17 protein-coding genes are annotated in these 22,264 nt (G+C 72.1%); 7 read left to right on the top strand and 10 right to left on the bottom strand.

Going from position 1 to position 22,264, the window contains the following annotated elements; genetic code table 11:
- Position 1: 1 nt before the first annotated feature.
- The 6 genes from AB0C73_RS11650 to AB0C73_RS11625 form a co-directional block, all read right to left on the bottom strand.
- The gene (locus AB0C73_RS11650; protein ID WP_128981445.1) at positions 2-514 is read right to left on the bottom strand and encodes a MaoC family dehydratase; all 513 of its coding nucleotides are present in this window, start codon (positions 512-514) and stop codon (positions 2-4) included.
- Between the two features lie 4 nt (positions 515-518).
- Positions 519-1,490: a CoA ester lyase gene (locus AB0C73_RS11645; protein ID WP_362527666.1), complete on the bottom strand. Its 972-nt coding sequence runs from the start codon at positions 1,488-1,490 to the stop codon at positions 519-521.
- Positions 1,487-3,538, bottom strand: coding sequence for a protein meaA (locus AB0C73_RS11640; RefSeq protein WP_362527663.1), 2,052 nt, complete (start codon positions 3,536-3,538; stop codon positions 1,487-1,489). The genes AB0C73_RS11645 and AB0C73_RS11640 overlap by 4 nt, the downstream gene beginning before the upstream one ends.
- A gap of 14 nt (positions 3,539-3,552) precedes the next feature.
- Entirely contained in the window at positions 3,553-4,890 is a 1,338-nt protein-coding gene (ccrA, locus tag AB0C73_RS11635; protein WP_362527662.1) for a crotonyl-CoA carboxylase/reductase, read from the bottom strand.
- Between the two features lie 440 nt (positions 4,891-5,330).
- On the bottom strand, positions 5,331-6,170 hold the full coding sequence (locus AB0C73_RS11630; protein ID WP_362527659.1) for a TetR family transcriptional regulator: 840 nt from the start codon (positions 6,168-6,170) through the stop codon (positions 5,331-5,333).
- A 133-nt stretch (positions 6,171-6,303) separates the two neighbouring features.
- Positions 6,304-8,085, bottom strand: a complete 1,782-nt coding sequence (locus AB0C73_RS11625; protein ID WP_362527656.1) for a 3-hydroxybutyryl-CoA dehydrogenase — start codon at positions 8,083-8,085, stop codon at positions 6,304-6,306.
- Positions 8,086-8,383: 298 nt separating this feature from the next.
- Between AB0C73_RS11625 and AB0C73_RS11620 the strand changes: the two genes are divergently transcribed.
- Positions 8,384-8,986, top strand: a complete 603-nt coding sequence (locus AB0C73_RS11620; protein ID WP_362527654.1) for an adenylosuccinate lyase — start codon at positions 8,384-8,386, stop codon at positions 8,984-8,986.
- A gap of 27 nt (positions 8,987-9,013) precedes the next feature.
- Here AB0C73_RS11620 and AB0C73_RS11615 read toward each other — a convergent pair whose 3' ends face one another.
- The 3 genes from AB0C73_RS11615 to AB0C73_RS11605 form a co-directional block, all read right to left on the bottom strand.
- Positions 9,014-9,448 carry a RidA family protein gene (locus AB0C73_RS11615; RefSeq protein ID WP_362527652.1) on the bottom strand — a complete coding sequence of 145 codons (435 nt, stop codon included), beginning with the start codon at positions 9,446-9,448 and terminating at the stop codon, positions 9,014-9,016.
- A 110-nt stretch (positions 9,449-9,558) separates the two neighbouring features.
- Entirely contained in the window at positions 9,559-11,154 is a 1,596-nt protein-coding gene (locus tag AB0C73_RS11610) for an alpha/beta fold hydrolase (RefSeq protein WP_362527650.1), read from the bottom strand.
- 104 nt (positions 11,155-11,258) lie between these two features.
- Positions 11,259-12,311: an Rv2578c family radical SAM protein gene (locus AB0C73_RS11605; RefSeq protein WP_362527649.1), complete on the bottom strand. Its 1,053-nt coding sequence runs from the start codon at positions 12,309-12,311 to the stop codon at positions 11,259-11,261.
- 136 nt (positions 12,312-12,447) lie between these two features.
- On the opposite strand from AB0C73_RS11605, the gene AB0C73_RS11600 reads away from it, so the two are divergent.
- Positions 12,448-12,891 (top strand): SRPBCC family protein, encoded by a 444-nt coding sequence (locus AB0C73_RS11600; protein WP_362527647.1) that lies wholly within the window; start codon positions 12,448-12,450, stop codon positions 12,889-12,891.
- Positions 12,892-13,344: 453 nt separating this feature from the next.
- Positions 13,345-15,693 carry an MFS transporter gene (locus AB0C73_RS11595; RefSeq protein ID WP_362528040.1) on the top strand — a complete coding sequence of 783 codons (2,349 nt, stop codon included), beginning with the start codon at positions 13,345-13,347 and terminating at the stop codon, positions 15,691-15,693.
- Positions 15,694-15,734: 41 nt separating this feature from the next.
- On the opposite strand, the gene AB0C73_RS11590 is transcribed toward AB0C73_RS11595, so the two are convergent.
- Entirely contained in the window at positions 15,735-16,736 is a 1,002-nt protein-coding gene (locus tag AB0C73_RS11590) for a hypothetical protein (protein ID WP_362528038.1), read from the bottom strand.
- A gap of 334 nt (positions 16,737-17,070) precedes the next feature.
- On the opposite strand from AB0C73_RS11590, the gene AB0C73_RS11585 reads away from it, so the two are divergent.
- From AB0C73_RS11585 to AB0C73_RS11570, 4 genes are all read left to right on the top strand, one after another.
- A complete protein-coding gene (locus AB0C73_RS11585) occupies positions 17,071-17,904 on the top strand; it encodes a M55 family metallopeptidase (protein ID WP_362527645.1) in 834 nt (277 codons plus the stop codon).
- On the top strand, positions 17,897-19,231 hold the full coding sequence (locus AB0C73_RS11580) for a M20/M25/M40 family metallo-hydrolase (RefSeq protein WP_362527644.1): 1,335 nt from the start codon (positions 17,897-17,899) through the stop codon (positions 19,229-19,231). Before AB0C73_RS11585 ends, AB0C73_RS11580 begins: the two co-directional genes overlap by 8 nt.
- A 62-nt stretch (positions 19,232-19,293) precedes the next feature.
- Positions 19,294-21,288 (top strand): prolyl oligopeptidase family serine peptidase, encoded by a 1,995-nt coding sequence (locus AB0C73_RS11575; RefSeq protein ID WP_362527641.1) that lies wholly within the window; start codon positions 19,294-19,296, stop codon positions 21,286-21,288.
- Positions 21,285-22,214 carry an LD-carboxypeptidase gene (locus AB0C73_RS11570; RefSeq protein ID WP_362527638.1) on the top strand — a complete coding sequence of 310 codons (930 nt, stop codon included), beginning with the start codon at positions 21,285-21,287 and terminating at the stop codon, positions 22,212-22,214. The genes AB0C73_RS11575 and AB0C73_RS11570 overlap by 4 nt, the downstream gene beginning before the upstream one ends.
- Positions 22,215-22,264 lie beyond the last annotated feature (50 nt).

The following is a 22,264-nucleotide window of genomic DNA, read 5'->3' as shown; positions in this document are numbered from 1 at the left end:
ACTACTTCCCCTGTTCCTTCAGCTCGGGGCGGCCGGGCTGCTCGCCGCCGCGCGCGTCGATGTACTCGGCGGTCGGGACCATCACCTTGCGGCGGAAGACGCACACCAGGGTGCCGTCCTGCTTGTAGCCCTTGGTCTCGACGTAGACGATGCCGCGGTCGCTCTTCGACTTCGACGGCGTCTTGTCGAGGACCGTGGTCTCGCCGTAGATGGTGTCGCCGTGGAAGGTCGGCGCCACGTGACGCAGCGACTCGATCTCCAGGTTGGCGATGGCCTTGCCGGAGACGTCCGGCACGGACATGCCGAGCAGCAGCGAGTAGATGTAGTTGCCGACGACGACGTTCTTCTTGAAGTCCGTCGTGTTCTCCGCGTAATTCACGTCCATGTGAAGCGGGTGGTGGTTCATCGTCAGCAGACAGAAGAGGTGGTCGTCGTACTCGGTGACCGTCTTCCCGGGCCAGTGCTTGTAGACGGCGCCGATCTCGAACTCTTCGTAGGTGCGGCCGAACTGCATGGTGCTACGCCTCCGGGATCTCGAACTTGGTGGTGCGCTGCATGCCGGCGGCGCGGCCCTTGCCGGAGATGACCAGGGCCATCTTGCGGGAGGCCTCGTCGATCATCTCGTCGCCGAGCATCGCGGAGCCCTTCTTGCCGCCGGCCTCGGACGTGTAGTAGTCGTACGCGTCCAGGATCAGCTCGGCGTGGTCGTAGTCCTCCTGCGAGGGCGAGAAGATCTCGTTCGCGGCGGCGACCTGGTCCGGGTGCAGCACCCACTTGCCGTCGAAGCCGAGGGCGGCCGAGCGGCGGGCGACCTCGCGGTAGCCCTCCGGGTTGCGGATCTGCAGGTACGGGCCGTCGATCGCCTGCAGGTTGTTGGCGCGGGCGGCCATCAGGATGCTCATCAGGATGTGGTGGTAGGCGTCCGCCGGGTAGCCGGGCGGCTGCTCGCCGACGACCAGCGACTTCATGTTGATGGAGGCCATGAAGTCGGCCGGGCCGAAGATGATCGTCTCGACGCGCGGCGAGGCCTGCGCGATCGCGTTGACGTTGTTCAGGCCCTGGGCGTTCTCGATCTGCGCCTCGATGCCGATCTTGCCGACCTCGAAGCCCATGGTCTTCTCGATCTGGGTGAGCAGCAGGTCGAGCGCGACGATCTGCTCGGCGTTCTGCACCTTCGGCAGCATGATGCAGTCGAGGTTCTGGCCGGCGCCCTCGACGACCGTGACCACGTCGCGGTACGTCCAGTGGGTCGTCCAGTCGTTGACGCGGACCACGCGGGTCTTGCCGGTCCAGTCGCCCTCGTTGAGGAACTTCACGATGGTGTGCCGGGCGTCCGGCTTGGCCAGCGGCGCGCAGGCGTCCTCCAGGTCCAGGAAGACCTGGTCGGCCGGGAGGCCCTGGGCCTTCTCCAGGAAGCGCGGGTTCGAGCCGGGCACCGCGAGGCAGGAGCGGCGCGGGCGCAGCCGGTTCAGGGGCGTGCTGCTGGTCATGCGGGGACCTCCGTACTTTCAAGGGGGCTGAGCTTGTTCGCTGTGCGGATCTCGTCGACGATACGGCCGATGATCCCGGTGATGCCGAAGTCCTTCGGGGTGAACACGGCGGCGACGCCGGCCGCCCGCAGCTCCTCGGCGTCGGCGTTCGGGATGATCCCGCCGACGACGACCGGGATGTCGGCCGCGCCCGCCGTCCTCAGGCGGTCGAGGACGTCCGGCACGAGCTGGGCGTGCGATCCGGACAGGATCGACAGGCCGACCGCGTGCACATCCTCCTCGACGGCCGCGTCCACGATCTGCTCGGGGGTCAGCCGGATGCCCTGGTAGACCACCTCGAACCCGGCGTCGCGGGCCCGTACGGCGATCTGCTCGGCGCCGTTGGAGTGCCCGTCCAGGCCCGGCTTGCCGACCAGGAAGCGCAGCTTGCCGACACCCAGGTCCGCCGCCGTGCGGTCCACCTTGCGGCGCACCTCGGCGAGCGGGGAGCCCTCCTCGGCCGGGACGGCCACGGGGGCGGAGGAGACACCGGTCGGGGCCCGGAACTCGCCGAACACCTCGCGCAGCGCCCCGGCCCACTCGCCGGTGGTGACACCCGCGCGGGCGCACTCCAGGGTGGCCTCCATGAGGTTGCCGGTGCCCTTCGCGGCCTCCTTCAGCCGCTCCAGGGCCTTGCACGGCCGCGGGTGGTTGAAGGGCGGCTGGTAGCGGGTGTCGCGCCAGGTGCCGAGCGCGGACACGACGCGGGCCTCGACGGCCGGGTCGACCGTCTGGATCGCGGTGTCCAGGTCGGCGGTGAGCGGGTTGGGCTCGGTCGTCTCGAAGATGTTGACGCCGATGATCTTCTCCTCGCCCGACTCGATGCGGGCGCGCCGCTCGGCGTGCGAGGAGACCAACTGCGCCTTGAGGTAGCCGGACTCGACGGCGGCCATCGCGCCGCCCATCTCCTGGATCCGCTCGATCTCGGCCGTGCACTCGGCGACCAGGGCGTCCACCTTGGCCTCGATGACGTGCGAGCCGGCGAAGATGTCCTCGTACTCGAGCAGGTCGGACTCGTGGGCGAGCACCTGCTGGATACGGAGCGACCACTGCTGGTCCCAGGGGCGCGGCAGGCCGAGCGCCTCGTTCCAGGCCGGCAGCTGGACGGCACGCGCGCGTGCGTCCTTCGACAGCGTCACGGCCAGCATCTCCAGGACGATGCGCTGGACGTTGTTCTCCGGCTGGGCCTCGGTCAGGCCGAGCGAGTTGACCTGGACGCCGTAGCGGAAGCGGCGCTGCTTGGCGTCCTCGATGCCGTACCGCTCACGGGTGATGGTGTCCCAGATGCGGCCGAAGGCGCGCATCTTGCACATCTCCTCGATGAACCGGACGCCGGCGTTCACGAAGAACGAGATACGGGCGACGACCTCGCCGAACCGCTCCTCGGGGACCTGTCCGGAGTCGCGGACGGCGTCGAGGACCGCGATGGCGGTCGACATGGCGTACGCGATCTCCTGGACCGGCGTGGCCCCGGCCTCCTGCAGGTGGTAGCTGCAGATGTTGATCGGGTTCCACTTCGGGATGTGGTTGACCGTGTACGCGATCATGTCGGTCGTGAGGCGGAGCGAGGGGCCGGGCGGGAAGACGTGCGTCCCGCGCGACAGGTACTCCTTCACGATGTCGTTCTGGGTGGTGCCCTGGAGCTTGGTGATGTCCGCGCCCTGCTCCTCGGCCACCACCTGGTAGAGCGCCAGGAGCCACATGGCGGTGGCGTTGATGGTCATGGAGGTGTTCATCTGCTCCAGGGGGATGTCCTGGAACAGCCGCCGCATGTCACCGAGGTGCGAGACGGGCACCCCGACCCGGCCGACCTCGCCGCGGGCGAGGACGTGGTCGGGGTCGTAGCCGGTCTGCGTGGGCAGGTCGAACGCGACCGAGAGGCCGGTCTGGCCCTTGGCGAGGTTCCGCCGGTAGAGCTCGTTCGACGCCTCGGCGGTCGAGTGACCGGCGTACGTCCGCATGAGCCACGGCCGGTCCTTCTGCCGCTCGCCCTTCTGGCGCTCTGTCATCTGTGGTCCCTGGGTCAGATGTTACGGAAGCGGTTGATGGCGTCGATGTGCTGGGCGCGCAGCTCCTCGTCGCGGACGCCGAGGCCCTCCTGGGGCGCGAGGGCGAGCACGCCGACCTTGCCCTGGTGCAGGTTGCGGTGCACGTCGTACGCGGCCTGGCCGGTCTCCTCCAGGGAGTAGACCTTCGAGAGCGTCGGGTGGATCTTGCCCTTGGCGACCAGGCGGTTGGCCTCCCACGCCTCGCGGTAGTTGGCGAAGTGCGAGCCGATGATCTTCTTCAGCGACATCCACAGGTAGCGGTTGTCGTACTCGTGCTTGTAGCCCGACGTCGAGGCGCAGGTGACGATGGTGCCGCCCCTCCGGGTGACGTAGACGCTGGCGCCGAAGGTCTCGCGGCCCGGGTGCTCGAAGACGATGTCCACGTCCTCGCCGCCGGTCAGCTCGCGGATCTTGCCGCCGAAGCGCTTCCACTCGCGCGGGTCCTGGTTCTGCTCGTCCTTCCAGAACTTGTAGCCCTCGGCGTTGCGGTCGATGACCGCCTCCGCGCCCATGGAGCGGCAGATCGCGGCCTTCTCCGGGGAGGAGACGACGCAGATCGGGTTGGCGCCGCCGGCCAGGGCGAACTGGGTGGCGTACGAGCCGAGGCCGCCGCTCGCGCCCCAGATGAGCACGTTGTCGCCCTGCTTCATGCCGGCGCCGTTGCGGGAGACCAGCTGGCGGTACGCGGTGGAGTTCACCAGGCCGGGCGCCGCCGCCTCCTCCCAGCTGAGGTGGCCGGGCTTCGGCATCAGCTGGTTGGACTTCACCAGGGCGATCTCGGCCAGGCCGCCGAAGTTGGTCTCGAAGCCCCAGATGCGCTGCTCGGGGTCGAGCATCGTGTCGTTGTGGCCGTCGGAGGACTCCAGCTCCACGCTCAGACAGTGCGCGACGACCTCGTCGCCGGGCTTCCAGGCGTTGACGCCCGGGCCGGTGCGCAGCACGACGCCCGAGAGGTCGGAGCCGATGACGTGGTACGGCAGGTCGTGGCGCTTGGTGAGCTCGGACAGGCGGCCGTAGCGCTCCAGGAAGCCGAAGGTCGACATCGGCTCGAAGATCGAGGACCACACCGAGTTGTAGTTCACGGAGCTGGCCATGACGGCGACGAGGGCCTCGCCCGGGCCGAGCTCGGGGAGGGCGACGTCGTCCAGGTGGAGCGACTTGCGCGGGTCCTTGTCGCGGCTGGCGACCCCGGCGAACATCTCCTGCTCGTCCTTGTGGACGGTCACGGCGCGGTACGACTCGGGGAGCTTGATGCTGGCGAAGTCCGCCGACGTGGAGTCGGGCGACTGGATCGCGTCCAGGATGTCCTTCACGGGATGCCTCCGGCGGTGCGGCGTCCACGGGGACGCGCTGAGGGTTACGTCGGGGTTTGGTGCTGTGGAGGTGTGCCGTCGGTTCGGCGCGGTGGAGCGGTGGCGGCGCCGTGGTGGGGCGCAGGAGGTGCCTGTGACGCAGGCGTCCGGGCGCACTCGCGGGATTGCTTGTGGGGACAGCCGGCGCACGAGGTGATCTCTGCGCGCCGGCCGCCCGGACAACATCAACGTATGGCACGCCGTGTCACCTGACAAGGCACTCCGTGCCAACAATTTCACTCAGATGCAATCTGGTGGTCACGGATGAGCGATGATCGATCGAATGGGCCCCTGAACTGGGCGGATACGGGGTGGGGAACCCGGAAACGACGAGGGCCGCCCCCGGAATCCGGGAGCGGCCCTCGTCGTGAGGTGGCCGTGAGACGGCCGTGAGGCGATGTTCAGCTCTTCTTGAGCGCCTGCTGGATCGTCCGCATGACCTCGTCCAGCGGTGCGTCCGTCCGGGCGACGGCGACCACCACGTCGCCCGTCGTGGAGGCGGTGGCGGCGGCCGGCCGGACCGTTTCGTCCGCGCCCCTGGCGCTCTCGGCGGGCACGGTGCCGGGCCGGGCGCCTATACCGCTGCCGAAGGTCTCCCGCACGATCGCGAAGGCGTGGTCCAGCTGCGCCTCCACGTCGCCCTGACCGCCGGCCCGCAGCCAGCGCCGCAGCACATGGTTGTGCGCGGTGACCACGGCGGACGCCGCCACCTCGGCGAGCAGCGGATCGTCGTTGCCGTAGTGGTGGTCGCGCTCGTCGAAGTGCCCGAGCAGATAGCGGGTGAAGAGACGCTCGTAACGGGCCACCGAGGCGATCTCGCGCTCGCGCAGCGTCGGCACCTCACGGGTGAGCCGGTAGCGCGCCACGGAGACCGAGGGCGAGCCCGCGTACATCTTCATGACCTCCTTGATGCCCCGGCACACCGTGTCCAGCGGGTGCTCGTGCGGCGAGGCGGCGTTCAGCACCGCCTCGGCGCGCACCAGGGTGTCGTCGTGGTCCGGGAAGATCGCCTCTTCCTTGGAGCGGAAGTGCCGGAAGAAGGTGCGCCGGGCCACCCCGGCGGCCGCGGCGATCTCGTCGACCGTCGTGGCCTCGTAGCCCTTGGTGGCGAAGAGCTCCATCGCCGCGGCGGCGAGCTCCCGGCGCATCTTCAGCCGCTGCGCGGCGGCACGGGTCCCCGCCGCGCTCTCCGGGGCGTCGGGCGTGGACGTGGCACGGGGTGTCTTCGCGGCCTTGGACATGTCCCGAACGTACTGCATCGGAGCGGCAGTGCGCCCAGGTGGGGGAGGGGAGCCCGGCCCGGCACCGGCGGTGCCCGGCGGGCTCAGCAGCCCTCCCCATCCCCCGTACGCTCCCGGCCGGGGCGGCTGGGGCTCAGCGGCGGGCATATTCGCGGAAGCCGCGCCCCGTCTTGCGGCCGAGGCATCCCGCGGCCACCAGGTGCTCCAGGAGCGGCGCCGGGGCCAGGCCCGGGTCGCGGAACTCGCGGTGCAGCACCTTCTCGATGGCGAGCGAGACATCGAGACCGACCACGTCGAGCAGCTCGAACGGGCCCATCGGGTAGCCGCCGCCCAGCTTCATCGCGGCGTCGATGTCGTCCAGGGTGGCGTAGTGCTCCTGGACCATCTTGACCGCGTTGTTGAGGTACGGGAAGAGCAGCGCGTTGACGATGAAGCCGGCCCGGTCGCCGCAGTCCACACCGTGCTTCCTGATCTTCTCCGTGACCTCGCGGACGGTGGCGTGGACGTCGTCGGCGGTCAGCACCGTACGGACGATCTCCACCAGCTTCATGGCGGGCGCCGGGTTGAAGAAGTGCATGCCGATGACGTCCTGCGGGCGGCTCGTCGCCTTCGCGCAGGCGACGACGGGCAGCGAGGAGGTGGTGGTGGCGAGCACCGCGCCCGGCTTGCAGATCTTGTCCAGGCGGGCGAACAGGTCCTGCTTGACCTCCAGGTCTTCGGCGACCGCCTCGACGGCCAGGTCGACCTCGGCGAAGGCGTCGAGCGAGCCGGCCGGGACGATCCGGGCCAGCGTCTCGTCGCGGGCCTCGCCGGTCATCCGGCCCTTGTCCACGGAGCGGCCCAGCGACTTGGCGATCCGGGCCTTGGCGGTGTCCGCCTTCTCCTGCGAGCGGGCGGCCAGGACGACCTCGTACCCGGCCTTCGCGAAGACCTCGGCGATGCCGGAGGCCATGGTGCCCGAACCGGCCACACCGACCGAACGGACCTCACGGCCGCCGGCGCCGGTCGCGGACTGCTGCGGGGTGAGCGCGTCGTCGACCACGGTGGCCGAGCCCGGCGCCTCGTACGTATAGAAGCCGCGGCCGGACTTGCGGCCGGTCAGACCCGCCTCGCTGAGCTGCTTGAGGATCGGGGCCGGGGCGTGCAGCCGGTCCTGCGAGGAGGCGTACATGGCCTCCAGGACCGTACGGGCGGTGTCGATGCCGATCAGGTCGAGCAGGGCCAGCGGGCCCATCGGCAGACCGCAGCCGAGCCGCATGGCGGCGTCGATGTCCTCGCGGGAGGCGTAGCGGGCCTCGTACATCGCGGCGGCCTGGTTGAGGTAGCCGAAGAGCAGCCCGTCGGCGACGAAACCGGGGCGGTCGCCGACCGCGACGGGCTCCTTGCCGAGCTCCTGGGCGAGCCGGGTGACCGCGTCCACGTGCCGCGGGTCGGTGAGCACCGAGGACACCACCTCGACCAGCTTCATCGCCTGGACCGGCGTGAAGAAGTGCAGGCCGAGCACCCGCTCCGGGTGTGCGGAGTCGGCGGCGAGCCGGGTCACCGAGAGGGCGTTGGTGCCGGTGGCGAGGATCGCGTCGGGGCGGACGATGCCGTCCAGGGCCCGGAAGACCTCGTGCTTGGTCTCGTACGACTCGGGCACGACCTCGATGACGAGGTCGGCCGCGGCGGCGGCCTGGAGGTCGGAGAAGGTACGGAACCGGGCGAGGACGTCCTGCCGCTCCTCCTCGGTGATGCGCTCGCGGGCCACCGCACGGGCGGTGGAGGCCTCCAGGGCGGCGACGGCCTGGGCGGCCGCGTTCTCGTCGGTGTCGATGCCGATGACCTCGCGGCCGGCCCGGGCGAGGACGTCGGCGATGCCCGCGCCCATGGTGCCGAGACCGACGACGGCGATGGTGGAGAGAGGGGTGTCCATCAGGGGACTCCTGAGAGGAAGAGTGACGACTGAAGGCAGTGCGCGAAAAGCGAGGCACGCGGGGGCCCGGAAAGGCGCGATGGGCCCGGAGGGCGTGCGAAAGAGGGCGACGGACTCTGTCCCGGAGTCACGCCGAAAACTGCCGAACCGAACGAACGAACACAACGGCTGCGTCACCAGGCCGTCGTGCGAAGTGCGGGGGGTGTCCCGCTCACCTGAGATTAACTGCCGGGTAACGAGCGCGCCAGTCCTCAGAAGTTGAGAAAGTGTGATCTGGATCGCGGCTACGCTCCAAAACATGGTCGAATTCGTGAATTTCGCCGAGGACCCCGAATTCTGCTCGATGATCGATCGTTTGCGGGAAGAGTTCGGGAATGCGGGCGACGAAGTCCCGGCGGCATTCGAACAACTCGCCGGGCCGCTCGGCACGGAAGAACTGCACGCCGCCCTCACCGCCCCCGGGCAGCCGCTCTGGGTCCGCGAGATCGCCGCCTTCCGGCTCGGCCTGGCCGGTGACCGGCGCGCCTTCGAGGCGCTCGTGCTGCTCCTCAACCACCGTGACCCCGCGCGCTGCGTCTCCGCCGCCCACGCCCTCACCCGCCTCGGCGACCCGCGCACCGCCCGCGCCGCCGCCGCGCTCGCCACCAACGAACTCCGCGTCGCCTACGCCCTGCTGCCGGTCCGCCTGCTCGCCTCGCTGCGCGCTCCCGAGAGCGCCCCCGCCCTCGTCACGGTCCTCCGGCGCAGGCTCGCGCCCGCCGATCCGCACTGGCGGGTCGGCCTCGCCTGCGTCGAGGGGCTCGGCGCCCTCGGCGACCCGGCGGCACGTGAGGTCCTGACCGCCGCGCTGCCGCACCCGAGGCTCGGGGAGGCGGCCCGGGAGGCCTTGCGGCGACTGTGATGTGCGTCCCGTCGGAGGCGGGCGGCGTCAGGCGGTGTGCCGGTCCTCCGGTATGGCCCGGTCCTCCGGTATCAGCGCGAACGCCTCGATCTCCACGAGGAGCGCCGGCAGCACCAGCGCGCTCACCTGGACCGCCGAGCTGGCCGGCAGCGGCAGCCGGTCGAACGCCGCGTCGCGGGCCGCGCGGATCGCGGGCATGTGCGCCATGTCCGTGACGAAGTAGGTCAGCTTCACCACGTCCTCGAATCCCGCTCCGGCCGCGGCCAGGCAGCGGCCGACGTTGGCGAAGACCTGCCGGGCCTGCGCCGCGGCGTCACCGGTGCCGACGACCTCGCCCGCGGCGTCCAGGGCGAGCTGGCCGGACACGGCCACGAACCGGCCGGTGCCCCACACGACATGGCTGAACTGCGGACTGGGCGCGAGCCCCTCGGGGGCGGCCACATGGGTCAGTTGCGTACTCATGACTCACATCCTGAACCACGCGACTGACACCCGGGACCGCCCCCGGTCGATCTGTGGAAAACTCTCCGGCCGGCCTGTCGGGACGACCGGCCGGCCGACGGCGTGGCGTGTCAGTGCACGTGACCGAGCAGGCCGTGAAGAGTGATGCCGGCCGACGGAGCCGTGCCGCGGGTCTCGGCGGCTTTCGCCGGCTCCGGTTCCGGGAGGGTGTCGCAGACCGCGTCCGCCTCGGCGCCGTCCGCGCCGCGCGGGACCTTGCCGGTGGAGAGGTACGTGGCGAGGTGCTCGTCCATGCAGTCGTTGCCGGCCAGCGTCACACCGTGGTTGCCGCCGCCCTCCTCGACGACCAGGCTGGAGCCGTGCACCATCCGGTGCAGCGCGACCCCGCCCTCGTACGGCGTGGCGGCGTCGTCGGTGGCCTGGAGGATGAGCACCGGCGGGACCTGGTCGTTGCGCACGTCCGGCGGGGACAGCGGGTCGACGGGCCAGAAGGCGCACGGCGCGTTGTACCAGGCGTTGTTCCAGGTGGAGAAGGGTGCCTTGGCGTGCGTCTCCCAGTTGTCCTTGCGCCACACGCTCCAGTCGCGCGGCCAGGCCGCGTCACGGCACTGAACGCTCGTGTAGACCGAGTAGCCGTTGTCGGCGGCCGAGTCCGCCGCAGCGTAGGCCTTGTACGCCTCGACCAGCGGCGCGCTGTCGTGGTCGTTGACATACGCGGCGAAGGCGGCCGCGAGGCGCGGCCAGTAGCCGTTGTAGTAGCCGCCCGGCAGATACGTGTCCTCCAGCTCGCCCGGACCGACCTTGCCGCCCGCGGGTGTGGCCCGCAGCTCGTCGCGCATCCGGTACCAGGCGGCCTCGACCGCCGCCGGGTCGGTGCCGAGCCGGTAGGTCGCGTCGTTGCGGGCCACCCAGGCCGCGAAGTCCTTCTGCCGGGTGTCGAAGGCGTAGTCCTGGGCGAGGTTGTCCTCGTACCAGACACCGTGCGGGTTGACCACGGAGTCCAGCGCCATCCGCCGCACCCGCTCGGGGTGGAGCCGCGCGTACACGGCGCCCAGGTACGTGCCGTAGGAGTACCCGAGGTAGTTGACCTTGGGCGCGCCCACCGCGGCCCGGATGGCGTCCATGTCGCGGGCCGTGGAGACGGTGTCGATGTACGGCAGCACGTCGGCGTACTTGTCGCCGCAGGCCTTGGCGAAGGCCTGGGCCCGCTCGACACCGGCCCGCTCGCCCTCGGCGCCCTGCGGCACCGAGTCGGGGCGCACCGGATCGAAGTGGCCCGGGCGGCAGTTCAGGGCGGGCTCGCTCTTGCCGACGCCGCGCGGGTCGAAGCCGATGACGTCGTACTGCCCGGCCACCTTCGCGGGCAGTGAGGCCGCGACGTACCCGGCCATCCCGCGGCCGCTGCCGCCGGGGCCACCGGGGTTGACCAGGAGGGGGCCCTGGAAGGTCTTGGCGGTGTGTGCGACCCGGGTGAGGGCGAGCGAGATGCTCCGGCCGGCCGGGTCGTCGTGGTTGAGCGGCACCCTGAGGGTGCCGCACTGGAGCCTGGGATACGCCTTGGTCGGGCAGTCGGTCCAGGTGAGCGGGGCGATCGGCCGGGTGGCCGGCTCGGGGTCGGCCGCGGCGACGGCGGGCGCGGGCAGGACGGTGACAGTCCCGGCGACCAGCGCCCCAGCGGCGATCAGCATTCCTGCGCGGGGTTTCATACGCCGTCCGTGCCCCCTCGCGGGCTCGGGAGGACCGTCTCGGCGCAGAGTTGACCCGTTCGGCGGACTGACACGCCGTCAGTGACGTGGCGGAGGGCGGGCGCTCACAGCAGGGTGAGCTGCTCGGCCGCCGGCACGCCTGCGTGGAGGCCGGGTGCCGGGTCGGGCACGGATTCCGTGCGTGACGGTGAGCTCACCCGGCGCCCGCCCGGTCCGATACCGAACTCGGCCGCCAGCTCGTGCACCTGACGGGTGATCCGGCGCTGGTACCAGGTGGGCGCGTAGGCGCCGCCCGCGTACATCCGCTCGTAACGGGTGACGAGTCCGGGGTGGTGGCGGCCGAGCCAGCCGAGGAACCACTCGCGGGCGCCCGGCCGCAGATGCAGCACCAGCGGTGTGACGGAGGTGGCGCCGGCCTCGGCGACCGCGCGGACGGTGGCGCGCAGCTGCTCCGGCCGGTCGCCGAGGAACGGGATGACCGGGGCCATCAGGACCCCGCAGTCCATGCCGTGACCGGCGAGGGTGCGGACCACGTCCAGGCGCCGCTCGGGGGCCGGGGCGCCGGGCTCCACGGTGCGCCACAGCTCCCGGTCGGTGAAGCCGACGGAGACGGAGACGCCGACCTCGGTCACCTCGGCGGCCTGCCTGAGCAGTTCCAGGTCGCGGAGGATCAGCGTGCCCTTGGTGAGGATCGAGAAGGGGTTGGCGTGGTCGCGCAGCGCCTCCAGGATGCCCGGCATCAGCCGGTAGCGGCCCTCCGCGCGCTGGTAGCAGTCGACATTGGTGCCCATCGCGATGTGCGCGCCCTGCCAGCGCGGGGAGGCGAGCTGGGCGCGCAGCAGTCGCGGCGCGTTCACCTTCACCACGATCTGCGAGTCGAAGCCGGTGCCGGTGTCCAGATCCAGATAGGCGTGGGTCTTGCGGGCGAAGCAGTACACGCACGCGTGCGTGCAGCCGCGGTACGGATTGACCGTCCACTCGAACGGCATGCGGGAGGCCCCGGGCACCCGGTTGACGATCGAGCGCGCCCGTATCTCGTGGAAGGTGATCCCGTGGAACTCGGGTGTGTCGAAGGTACGGGTGGTCACCGCGTCCCGGCCGAACAGCGCGGTCTCGGCGGGAGCGGCGGGGGTGTCGGCCAGATGGTCCCAGCGCATGGACGCCTCCTCGGTGACAGGTGGTCCCAGATTAGAACATATGTTCCCTTGATCGCCGCAACCCGGATTTTGGGCCCCGGTCCGCAGGTGATTGGCTGGGGGCACATCCCCGAGAGATCACACTGGAGGAAGTGCCATGGCGCAGGTCGAGGCCACGACGGAGCGGATCGTCGCCGCCGACGCGGAGACGGTGTTCGACGCGCTCGCCGACTACACCGGCACGCGCGGGAAGCTGCTCCCCGAGCACTTCAGCGAGTACGAGGTGCGCGAGGGCGGCGACGGCGAGGGCACCCTCGTCCACTGGAAGCTCCAGGCCACCAGCAAGCGCGTCCGGGACTGCCTCCTGGAGGTCACCGAGCCCACCGACGGGCAGCTCGTGGAGAAGGACCGCAACTCCTCCATGGTCACCACCTGGACCGTCACTCCGGCCGGCGAGGGCCGGTCGAAGGCCGTCGTCACCACCGTCTGGAACGGCGCCGGCGGCATCGGCGGCTTCTTCGAGCGCACCTTCGCCCCCAAGGGCCTCGGCCGCATCTACGACGCGGTGCTCGCCAACCTCGCCGCCGAGGTCGAGAAGTAGCCTCGGGAAACCGGAACCCTGGAGTAACGCCCGGAATCGTCACCGATTCGAGTGGTTTCCCCGCGACCCCCGCAAGAGTGCCCGGCGCACCCGGGGGTCGCGCGCCACCCGGCAAACGCGCTGATGAGCGCCCCAAGTGCGCCGTCCCGCAGGGACGTTCAGTCACTCCGGCCCCACCTGTCCCCCGTGCCGCCCGACTTGCTCCCGCTTCGCGCCCAATGCGAAGAATGACGCGCGCAGAGGCCGTGACGAGGGGAGCAGTACGTGGGTGCCATCACGAGCGTGGAAGACGCCGAAACGGCCGAGGGCGCGGAACCGCCCCTCGCGGGCGAACCACCCCACCACCCGTCCCGCGACCCGTCCTCTGACACGTTCCGGGATCCGGCCGCTCCGGCCGCTCCGGGCGCCGAGAGCCCCGCGGCCCCCGCGGCCCCCGCGGATCCTTCGGACCCTCTGGGTCCCGCATCCGGGCCCGCCCTCGACCCCCGCCGCGTCCGGCTCGTCTTCGTCGGCCTCATGCTCGCACTGCTCCTCGCCGCGCTGGAGCAGATGATCGTCGCCACCGCCCTGCCGAAGATCGTCGGCGAACTCCAGGGCCTGGACCGGATGTCCTGGGCGATCACGGCCTATCTGCTCACCGCCACCATCGGCCTGCCCGTCTACGGCAAGCTCGGCGATCTCCTCGGCCGCAAGGGTGTCTTCCTCTTCGCCATCGTGGTCTTCGTCATCGGCTCGGGACTGGCCGGCTGGTCGCACACCATGGACCAGCTCATCGCCTTCCGCGCCCTCCAGGGCGCGGGCGCCGGCGGACTCATGATCGGCGTCCAGGCGATCATCGCCGACATCGTGCCCTCCCGGGAACGCGGCCGCTACATGGGCCTCATCGGCGCCGCCTTCGGACTCGCCTCCGTCGCCGGACCGCTGCTCGGCGGCTTCTTCACCGACCACGTCTCCTGGCGCTGGTGCTTCTACTTCAACGTGCCCTTCGGCCTGGTCACCCTGGTCGTCGTCGCCCTGGTCCTGAAGCTTCCCCGGCCCGCCGCCCGCGCCCGCTTCGACGTGCTCGGCGCGCTGCTGCTCGCCACCGCCTCCACCTGCCTGGTACTGCTGACCAGTTGGGGCGGCACGGAGTACGCCTGGGACTCGCGTGTCATCCTCGGCCTCGGCGCGGGTGCCGCCGTGGCCGCCGTCCTCTTCCTCGTCGTCGAGCGCTTCGCGCCCGAACCCCTCATCCCGCTGCGCCTGTTCCGCGACTCCGTCTTCACCGTCACCAGCCTGGTCGGCGCGGTCGTCGGCATCGCCCTCTTCGGCGCCGCGAGCTATCTGCCCACCTTCCTGCAGATGGTCGAGGGCGCCACCGCCACCGAGTCCGGCCTCCTGATGCTCCCGCTCATGGGCGGCATCGTCGTCGCGTCCGTCGTCTCCGGGCAGCTCATCAGCCGCACCGGCCGCTACAAGGCGTACCCGATCGCCGGCGCCGCCGTCGCCACCCTCGGCATGTGGCTGCTCTCCCGGATGGACACCGACACCCCACGGCTCCAGCACAGCCTCTGGCAGGCCGTCCTCGGCGTCGGCATCGGCCTGATCATGCCGGTCCTGGTGCTCGCCGTGCAGAACTCGGTACGCCCCGCCGACCTCGGCACCGCCACCAGCGCCCACAACTACTTCCGGCAGATCGGCGGCAGCGTCGGCGCGGCCGTCTTCGGCACGCTCTTCGCCGCGCGCCTCGACGACGCCCTCACCGAGCGGCTGCCCAGGGACGGCACCGCCGTGCTCCCGCCCGCCGACTCCGTCACCCCGCAGACCGTGCACGCGCTGCCGCCCGCCCTGCGGGACGCGTTCGTCCAGGCGTACGCCGACGCGATGCCCCGGATCTTCCTCTACCTCGTGCCGGTCCTCGCGCTCGGCCTCGTCCTCGCCTTCCTGCTCAAGGAGAAACCGCTGGTGTCCCACCACACCCACGCCACCACCGAGGCCCCCGTCGCCGAATCCTTGGCCGCCGAGGCTCCGGCCCCGATCCCGCAGGCCCGGACCGGGTACGCGGCCGGGGTGCCGGTCTGCGGCACCGTCCAGCACCACGACGGGAGCTGCGTGCCGCGCGCGGCGCTCACCCTCATCGACGTCCAGGGCCGCCAGATCGGCCGCGGAGCGAGCGGCGACGACGGCCGGTACGCGCTGAGCGTGCCCGGATCCGGCTCGTACGTCCTCATCGCCGCGGCCGGCGGACACCAGCCGCAGGCGGTCTCGGTGACCGTGGGGGACCGGCCGGTCGAGCTCGACGTCGTCCTCGGCGGAGCGGGCCGGCTCGCCGGCACCGTGCTCACCGCCGACGGCACGCCGGTGCGGGACGCGGCCGTCACCCTCACCGACGTACGCGGCGAGGTCGTCGCCTCCACCCGCAGCGGGCGCGAGGGCGGCTACGTGATCGGCGAACTGGTCGCCGGCGAGTACACCCTGGCCGCCAGCGCCCCCGCCTTCCGGCCGGCCGCCCTCCCGGTCACCGTCCAGTCCTCCCGCGAGACCCGCCAGGACATCGAACTCGCGGGCGGCGCGGTCCTGCGCGGCACGGTACGCGCCGGCGCCGGCCGCCCCGTCGAGGACGCCCGCGTCACCCTCCTCGACGCGGCCGGCAACGTCGTCGACACCCTCACCACCGCCGCCGACGGCACCTTCCGCTTCGTGAACCTCTCGTCCGGCGAGTACACGGTGATCGCCGCCGGCTATCCCCCGGTCGCCACGGTCCTCCACCTGGCGGGCGGCGGCCGCACGGAACGCGACCTGCAACTGGGGCACGAGGACTGAGAGGGGGCGGGGCCGGCGGTGCGGGCCGGCCCCCGCCCGGATCAGTCCTCGGCGGCGTCCGGGCCGGCCGTCGCCCTGCGCAGCGCGCTGATGCAGGCGCCGATCGCCTCCTGCAGGGCCTCCAGGCGCTGGAGCATGTCGTCCTCGACGACGTCCTCCTCCAGGACCTCGTCGAGGGTGAGCTCCTCGAAGACCTTCGTCGCCTTCTGCAGGCTGTTGTAGAACTTGGTGCGGCGCTCCTGGACGCGCAGCGCCGGGTCCTCCTCGACGGCGTTGGCGACCATCGTCCGCACGGTCTCGTAGGCCTCGCCGGCCCACTCGCCCGCCTCCTCCGAGTCGTCCAGCTCGTCGATGAGCGACAGGTGGCGCTCGGCCTCGGCGCGCAGCTGGGGCGGTGCGTCGACGGTCTGGCCGGCCGGGGTCCTGATCCGGCCGCCCTCGGCGATCTGGCGGACGTACTCGATGCGGTCCGCAGCCTTCGCCTCCTGCGCCACGGCCTTCTTCAGGTCGCCGGTGCGGGCGATGGCCCGGGCCATCTCGGTCTGGAGGGCCGGGTCCTCCTTCATACGGTCGAGCAGCGCGCCGCGCGCCGCCTCGGCGGTGCTCGGGTCGGCGAGGATCGCGGCGCGCAGGGCCGTGGGGTTCTCCGCGACCTCGAGCGCCTTGGTCGGCTTGATGCCCTCCGCCTCGGCGGCCGCCGAGATCGCGTGGCCGCGCACGGAGGTGGCGCTGTTGCGGGAGGAGTAGTACGACAGCCAGACGTCCGCCTCGGGCAGCTCGACGTCCTCGCCGGGCACCAGGACCTCGAACTGCGGGACCAGACCGTCGTCCGCGGCCATGTCCCAGGCCTTGTAGTAGCGCATCACGCGCTCGGGCGAGCAGCCGGCGAGCTCCGCGAAGGCCTTCGCCGACACCTTCTCCGAGTCCTCGGCCGCCTGGCCGCCGGGCCGCACGCTGTGGGCCACCTTGAGCGCGAAGGCCCAGCCGCCGGTCCGTGCGTACACCCCGAAGTCGCGGGCGTCGCGGACCACGGTCTCGGCCACGGACTGGGCGGCGGGCTCGACCCACTCGCCGGTGTCGACGGGCGTCTCGACAGGGGACTCGACAGACAGGCCGGAAGGGGCTTCGGACGGGGCGAGCGAGGTGGTCACCGAGAGGTCTCCTGCGAATCGGGAGGGAAAATCTGCGCCCGACAGCCTATACGCACGAGATGAAAGGATTCGCCCGAATCACCGGCACACGGGTCGGCCCCGGCGCGGCCCCGCGCCGGCCCTGAACCGGCCCCCGAACGGCCGCCACCACCGCCATCGGTCCACGCCACCGACACTTATCCACAGGGCTGGTGGCGGTCCCGGGTCGGCGCGTACGGTTCCAGGCATGAAGATCCTGATCAGTGCGGACATGGAAGGCGCCACGGGGGTGACCTGGCCCGCCGACGTGCTGCCCGGCACCCCGCAGTGGGAGCGGTGCCGGTCCCTGTTCACGTCCGACGTGAACGCGGCGGTGCTCGGTTTCTTCGACGGCGGCGCGGACGAGGTCCTGATCAACGAGGCGCACTGGTCGATGCGCAATCTGCTCCTGGAGCGGCTCGACGAGCGGGCCGAGATGCTCACCGGCCGCCACAAGTCGCTCTCCATGGTCGAGGGCGTGCAGCACGGTGACGTGGACGGCATCGCCTTCGTCGGCTACCACACGGGCGCGGGCACCGAGGGCGTCCTCGCGCACACCTATCTCGCCAACTCCATCACCGGCGTCTGGCTCGACGGGGTGCGCGCGAGCGAGGGCCTGCTCAACGCGCGGGTGGCGGCCGAGTTCGGCGTCCCCGTCGTGCTCGTCACCGGCGACGACCTGACCTGCGAGGACGCTCTGGGGTACGCGCCGGAGGCGCACAAGGTGGCGGTCAAGGACTACGTGTCGCGGTACGCGGCGGTGTGCCGCACCCCGGCCCGGACCGCCGCCGAGATCCGTGCCGCGGCGAAGGAGGCCGCGTCGCTCGCCGTACGGCACGAGCCGGCCGCGGGCGGGCCGTTCACGGTGGAGCTGGAGTTCGACGCGGAGCACCTGGCGGCCGCCGCCACGGTGGTCCCGGGCGCCGAGCGGAGTGGCGAGCGCCGCACGGCCTACACCAGCGAGACGATGTACGAGGCAATCCGCACGTTCAAGGCGGTGACGACGATCGTGTCGGCCGCCGTGGAGGAGCAGTATGGCTGAGCAGCACGCCGGCCCGGACGCGACCGCCCTCGACGAGGTCGTCACCTTCACGTCCGAGCTGATCAGGATCGACACCACCAACCGGGGCGGCGGCGACTGCCGCGAGCGGCCCGCCGCCGAGTACATGGCGGAGCGGCTCGCCGACGCCGGCCTCACACCCACCCTCCTGGAGCGCTCCCCGGGCCGCACCAACGTCGTCGCCCGGATCCCCGGCACCGACCCGGGTGCCGACGCGCTGCTCGTCCACGGACACCTGGACGTGGTGCCCGCCGAGGCCGCCGACTGGACCGTGCACCCCTTCTCCGGCGAGGTCCGCGACGGCGTCGTGTGGGGCCGGGGCGCCGTCGACATGAAGAACATGGACGCGATGATGCTGTCCGTCGTGCGCTCCTGGGCCCGGCAGGGCCTGCGGCCGCGCCGCGACATCGTCATCGCCTACACCGCCGACGAGGAGGCGAGTGCCGCGGACGGCTCCGGGTTCCTCGCCGACCGGCACGCCCAGCTGTTCGAGGGCTGCACCGAGGGCATCAGCGAGTCCGGCGCGTTCAGCTTCCACCCGGACCCGCGCACCCGGCTCTACCCGATCGCGGCGGGGGAGCGCGGCACCGCCTGGCTCAAGCTCACCGCGCACGGCCGGGCCGGGCACGGCTCGAAGATCAACAAGGACAATGCGGTCACCCGGCTCGCCGCCGCCGTCGCCCGCATCGGTGACCACGAATGGCCGGTACGGATCACCCGGACCGTGCGGGCCGCACTCGTCGAACTCGCCGCGCTCCAGGGCATCGACGTGGATGTCGACGCCCCCGGCTTCGACGTCGAGCCGCTCCTGGAGAAGCTCGGACCGGCGGCCGCGCTCGTCGCGCCCACCCTGCGCAACAGCGCCAACCCGACGATGCTCGACGCCGGTTACAAGGTGAACGTCATCCCCGGCCAGGCCGTCGCCTATGTCGACGGGCGCATGCTGCCCGGTGGCGAGGACGAGTTCACCGAGACCATGGACCGGCTCACCGGGCCCGACGTGGAGTGGGAGTTCCACCACCGCGAGGTGCCCCTGGAGGCCCCGGTCGACTCACCGACCTTCGCCAAGCTGCGCGCCGCGGTCGAGCGCTTCGACCCCGAGGGGCGCACCGTGCCCTTCTCGATGCCCGGCGGCACCGACGCCAAGCAGTTCTCCCGCCTGGGCATCACCGGCTACGGATTCTCGCCGCTGAAGCTGCCCCCGGACCTCGACTACGCGGCGCTGTTCCACGGCGTCGACGAACGCGTCCCGGTCGACGCCCTGCACTTCGGCGTCCACGTCCTCGACCACTACCTGCGCTCGGCCTGAGACCGGCCTGGCGCTCCTGCCCGAAAGCCCGCACGCACGACCCGTTACAAGGGGGGATCCCGATGGCACCCACGGCCGCCTATGGCAGCTGGCCGTCACCCATCGACGCCGCGCTCGCCGCGGCCAACGACGGACGGCCCGAGTCCGTCGGGTTCGTCGGTGACGAGGTGTGGTGGACCGCACCACGGCCCACCGAGGGCGGGCGGCGCGCCCTGGTGCGCCGCCGCCCGGACGGCACCGAGGAATCGGTGCTGCCCGCCCCGTGGAACGTCCGCAGCCGAGTCCACGAGTACGGCGGACAGCCCTGGGCCGGCACGGTGCGGGCGGACGGCACCCCGTTCGTCGTCTTCTGCCACCACCCCGACCAGCGGCTGTACGCCTGCGAGCCGGACGCGCCGGGCGGCCCGGAGCCCCGGCCGCTCACCCCGCTTTCCGCCACCGGCGAGGGCCTGCGCTGGGCCGACCCGGTGCTGCTGCCCGAGCGCGGCGAGGTCTGGTGTGTGCTGGAGGAGTTCACCGGACCGGCGCCCACCGACGTGCGCCGGGTGATCGCCGCCGTGCCGCTCGACGGCTCCGCCGCCGCCGACCGCGGCCGGATCCGTGAACTCACCGACGACGCCCACCGGTTCGTCACCGGACCGCGACTCTCCCCGGACGGTCGGCAGGCCGCCTGGATCGCCTGGGACCACCCCCGGATGCCCTGGGACGGCACCGAGGTCCTGCTCGCCGACATCGCCGCCGACGGCACCTTCGGCACCCCGCGCACCGTCGCCGGCGGCCCCGAGGAGTCCGTGCCCCAGGTCGGCTGGACCGCCGACGGACAGCTGCTCCACGCCGGCGACCGCACCGGCTGGTGGAACCTCTACCGCACCGCGGCCCCCGGCACCGGCGCCGCGCCGGTCCCGCTCTGCCCGCGCCCCGAGGAGTTCGGCGGCGCGCTGTGGAAACTCGGCCTCGCCTGGTTCCAGCCGCTGGACAGCGGCCTCGTCGCCGTCATCCACGGCCGGGGCGCCACCACCCTCGGCATACTCGACCCGGAGAGCGGCGAACTCGTCGACGTCACCGGACCCTGGACCGAATGGGCCGCCACGCTCGCCGTGCACGGCACCCGGGTCGTCGGCGTCGCCGCCGGACCCCGCAGCGCCTACGAGGTCGTCGAGCTCGACACCCGCACCGGTCGCACCCGCGTGATCGGTGCCCGGCACGCCGACCCGGTGGACCCCGCCTACTACCCCGAGCCGCAGATCCGCACCTTCACCGGGCCCGACGACCGCGAGATCCACGCCCACATCTACCCGCCGCACAACCCCGACCGCACCGCCCCCGCCGACGAGCTCCCGCCCTACCTCGTCTCCGCGCACGGCGGCCCCACCGGCCACGCCCCGCTCGTCCTCGACCTGGAGATCGCCTACTTCACCTCCCGGGGCATCGGCGTCGCCGTGGTCAACTACGGCGGCTCCACCGGCTACGGCCGGGAGTACCGCGAACGGCTGCGCGAGCAGTGGGGTGTGGTCGACGTCGAGGACTGCGCCGCCGTGGCCCAGGCCCTCGCAGACGAGGGCACCGCCGACCCCGGACGCCTCGCCATCCGCGGCGGCAGCGCGGGCGGCTGGACCGCCGCCGCCTCCCTCGCCCTCACCGACGTCTACGCCTGCGCCACCATCATCTACCCCGTCCTGGACGCCACCGCCTTCACCACCGGCGAGACCCACGACTTCGAATCCCAGTACATGCACTCGCTCATCGGTCCGCCCGACGAGGTGCCCGCCCGCTACCGGGACCGCGCCCCGGTGGAGCACGCCGAGAAGATCTCCGCACCCTTCCTGCTGCTCCAGGGCCTCGACGACCCCATCTGCCCGCCCGCACAGGCCGAGCGCTTCCTCGCCAGGATGGCCGGCCGGGGCGTACCGCACGCCTACCTCGCCTTCGCCGGCGAGAGCCACGGCTTCCGCCGGGCCGACACCATGATCCGCGCCCTGGAGGCCGAACTCGCCCTGTACGCACGCGCCTTCGGCATCGCCCGGGACGACCTCGCCGAACTGGAGCTGAGCTCATGACCCCCGCCCTCGTCCGTCCGCCGCGACTGCGCCCCGGCGCCCGGGTCGCCGTCGTCGCCCCCAGCGGCCCGGTCCCCGAGGACCGGCTCCAGGCCGGACTCGACATCCTGCGCGGCTGGGACCTCGACCCGGTCGTCGCGCCGCACGTCCTCGACACCCACCCCACCCTCGGCCACCTCGCCGGCACCGACGCCGACCGTGCCCGCGACCTCACCGAGGCCTGGTGCGACCCGGACGTCTCCGCGGTGCTCTGCGCCCGCGGCGGCTACGGCGCCCAGCGGATGCTGGAGCTGCTCGACTGGGACGCGCTGCGGGCCGCCGGCCCCAAGGTCCTCGTGGGCTACAGCGATGTCACCGCGCTCCACGAGGCCTTCGCCGTCCGGCTCGGCCTCGCCACCCTGCACGGACCGATGGTCGCCGCCGCGGCCTTCGTCAAGGACGCCCGCACCCAGGAGTCCCTGCGCGCCACCCTCTTCGAGCCCGAATCGGTGCGCACCCTCGGCCTGGACGGGGCCGCCGCCCTCGTCCCGGGCCGCGCCCACGGCGTCACGCTCGGCGGCTGCGCCTCCCTGCTCGCCTCCGACCTCGGCACCCCGCACGCCCGGACCTCCGCCCGCGGCGGGCTGCTGCTCCTGGAGGACGTGGGGGAGGAGCCGTACCGCATCGACCGGATGCTCACCCAACTACTGCGCTCCGGGTGGCTGGACGGGGTGGCCGGGATCGGCCTCGGCTCCTGGGAGAAGTGCGGTCCCTACGAGAAGGTGCGCGCGGTCCTCGCCGACCGGCTCGGCGGCCTGGGCGTCCCGGTCGTCGAGGGCCTGGGCTTCGGCCACCACGAGAGCGCGCCGACGATACCCCTCGGCGTCCCGGGAGTCCTGGACGCCGACGCGGGCACACTCACCCTCGACATACCCGCCCTGAGCTGACCGCCCTCGCCGCCGGCCGCCGGTGCTGATCCGCGGCCGGACGGCCGCGG

The sequence above is a fragment of the Streptomyces sp. NPDC048623 genome (assembly GCF_040650755.1).
Taxonomy (GTDB): Bacteria; Actinomycetota; Actinomycetes; order Streptomycetales; family Streptomycetaceae; genus Streptomyces.
This window is presented reverse-complemented; position numbering and strand designations above follow the sequence as displayed.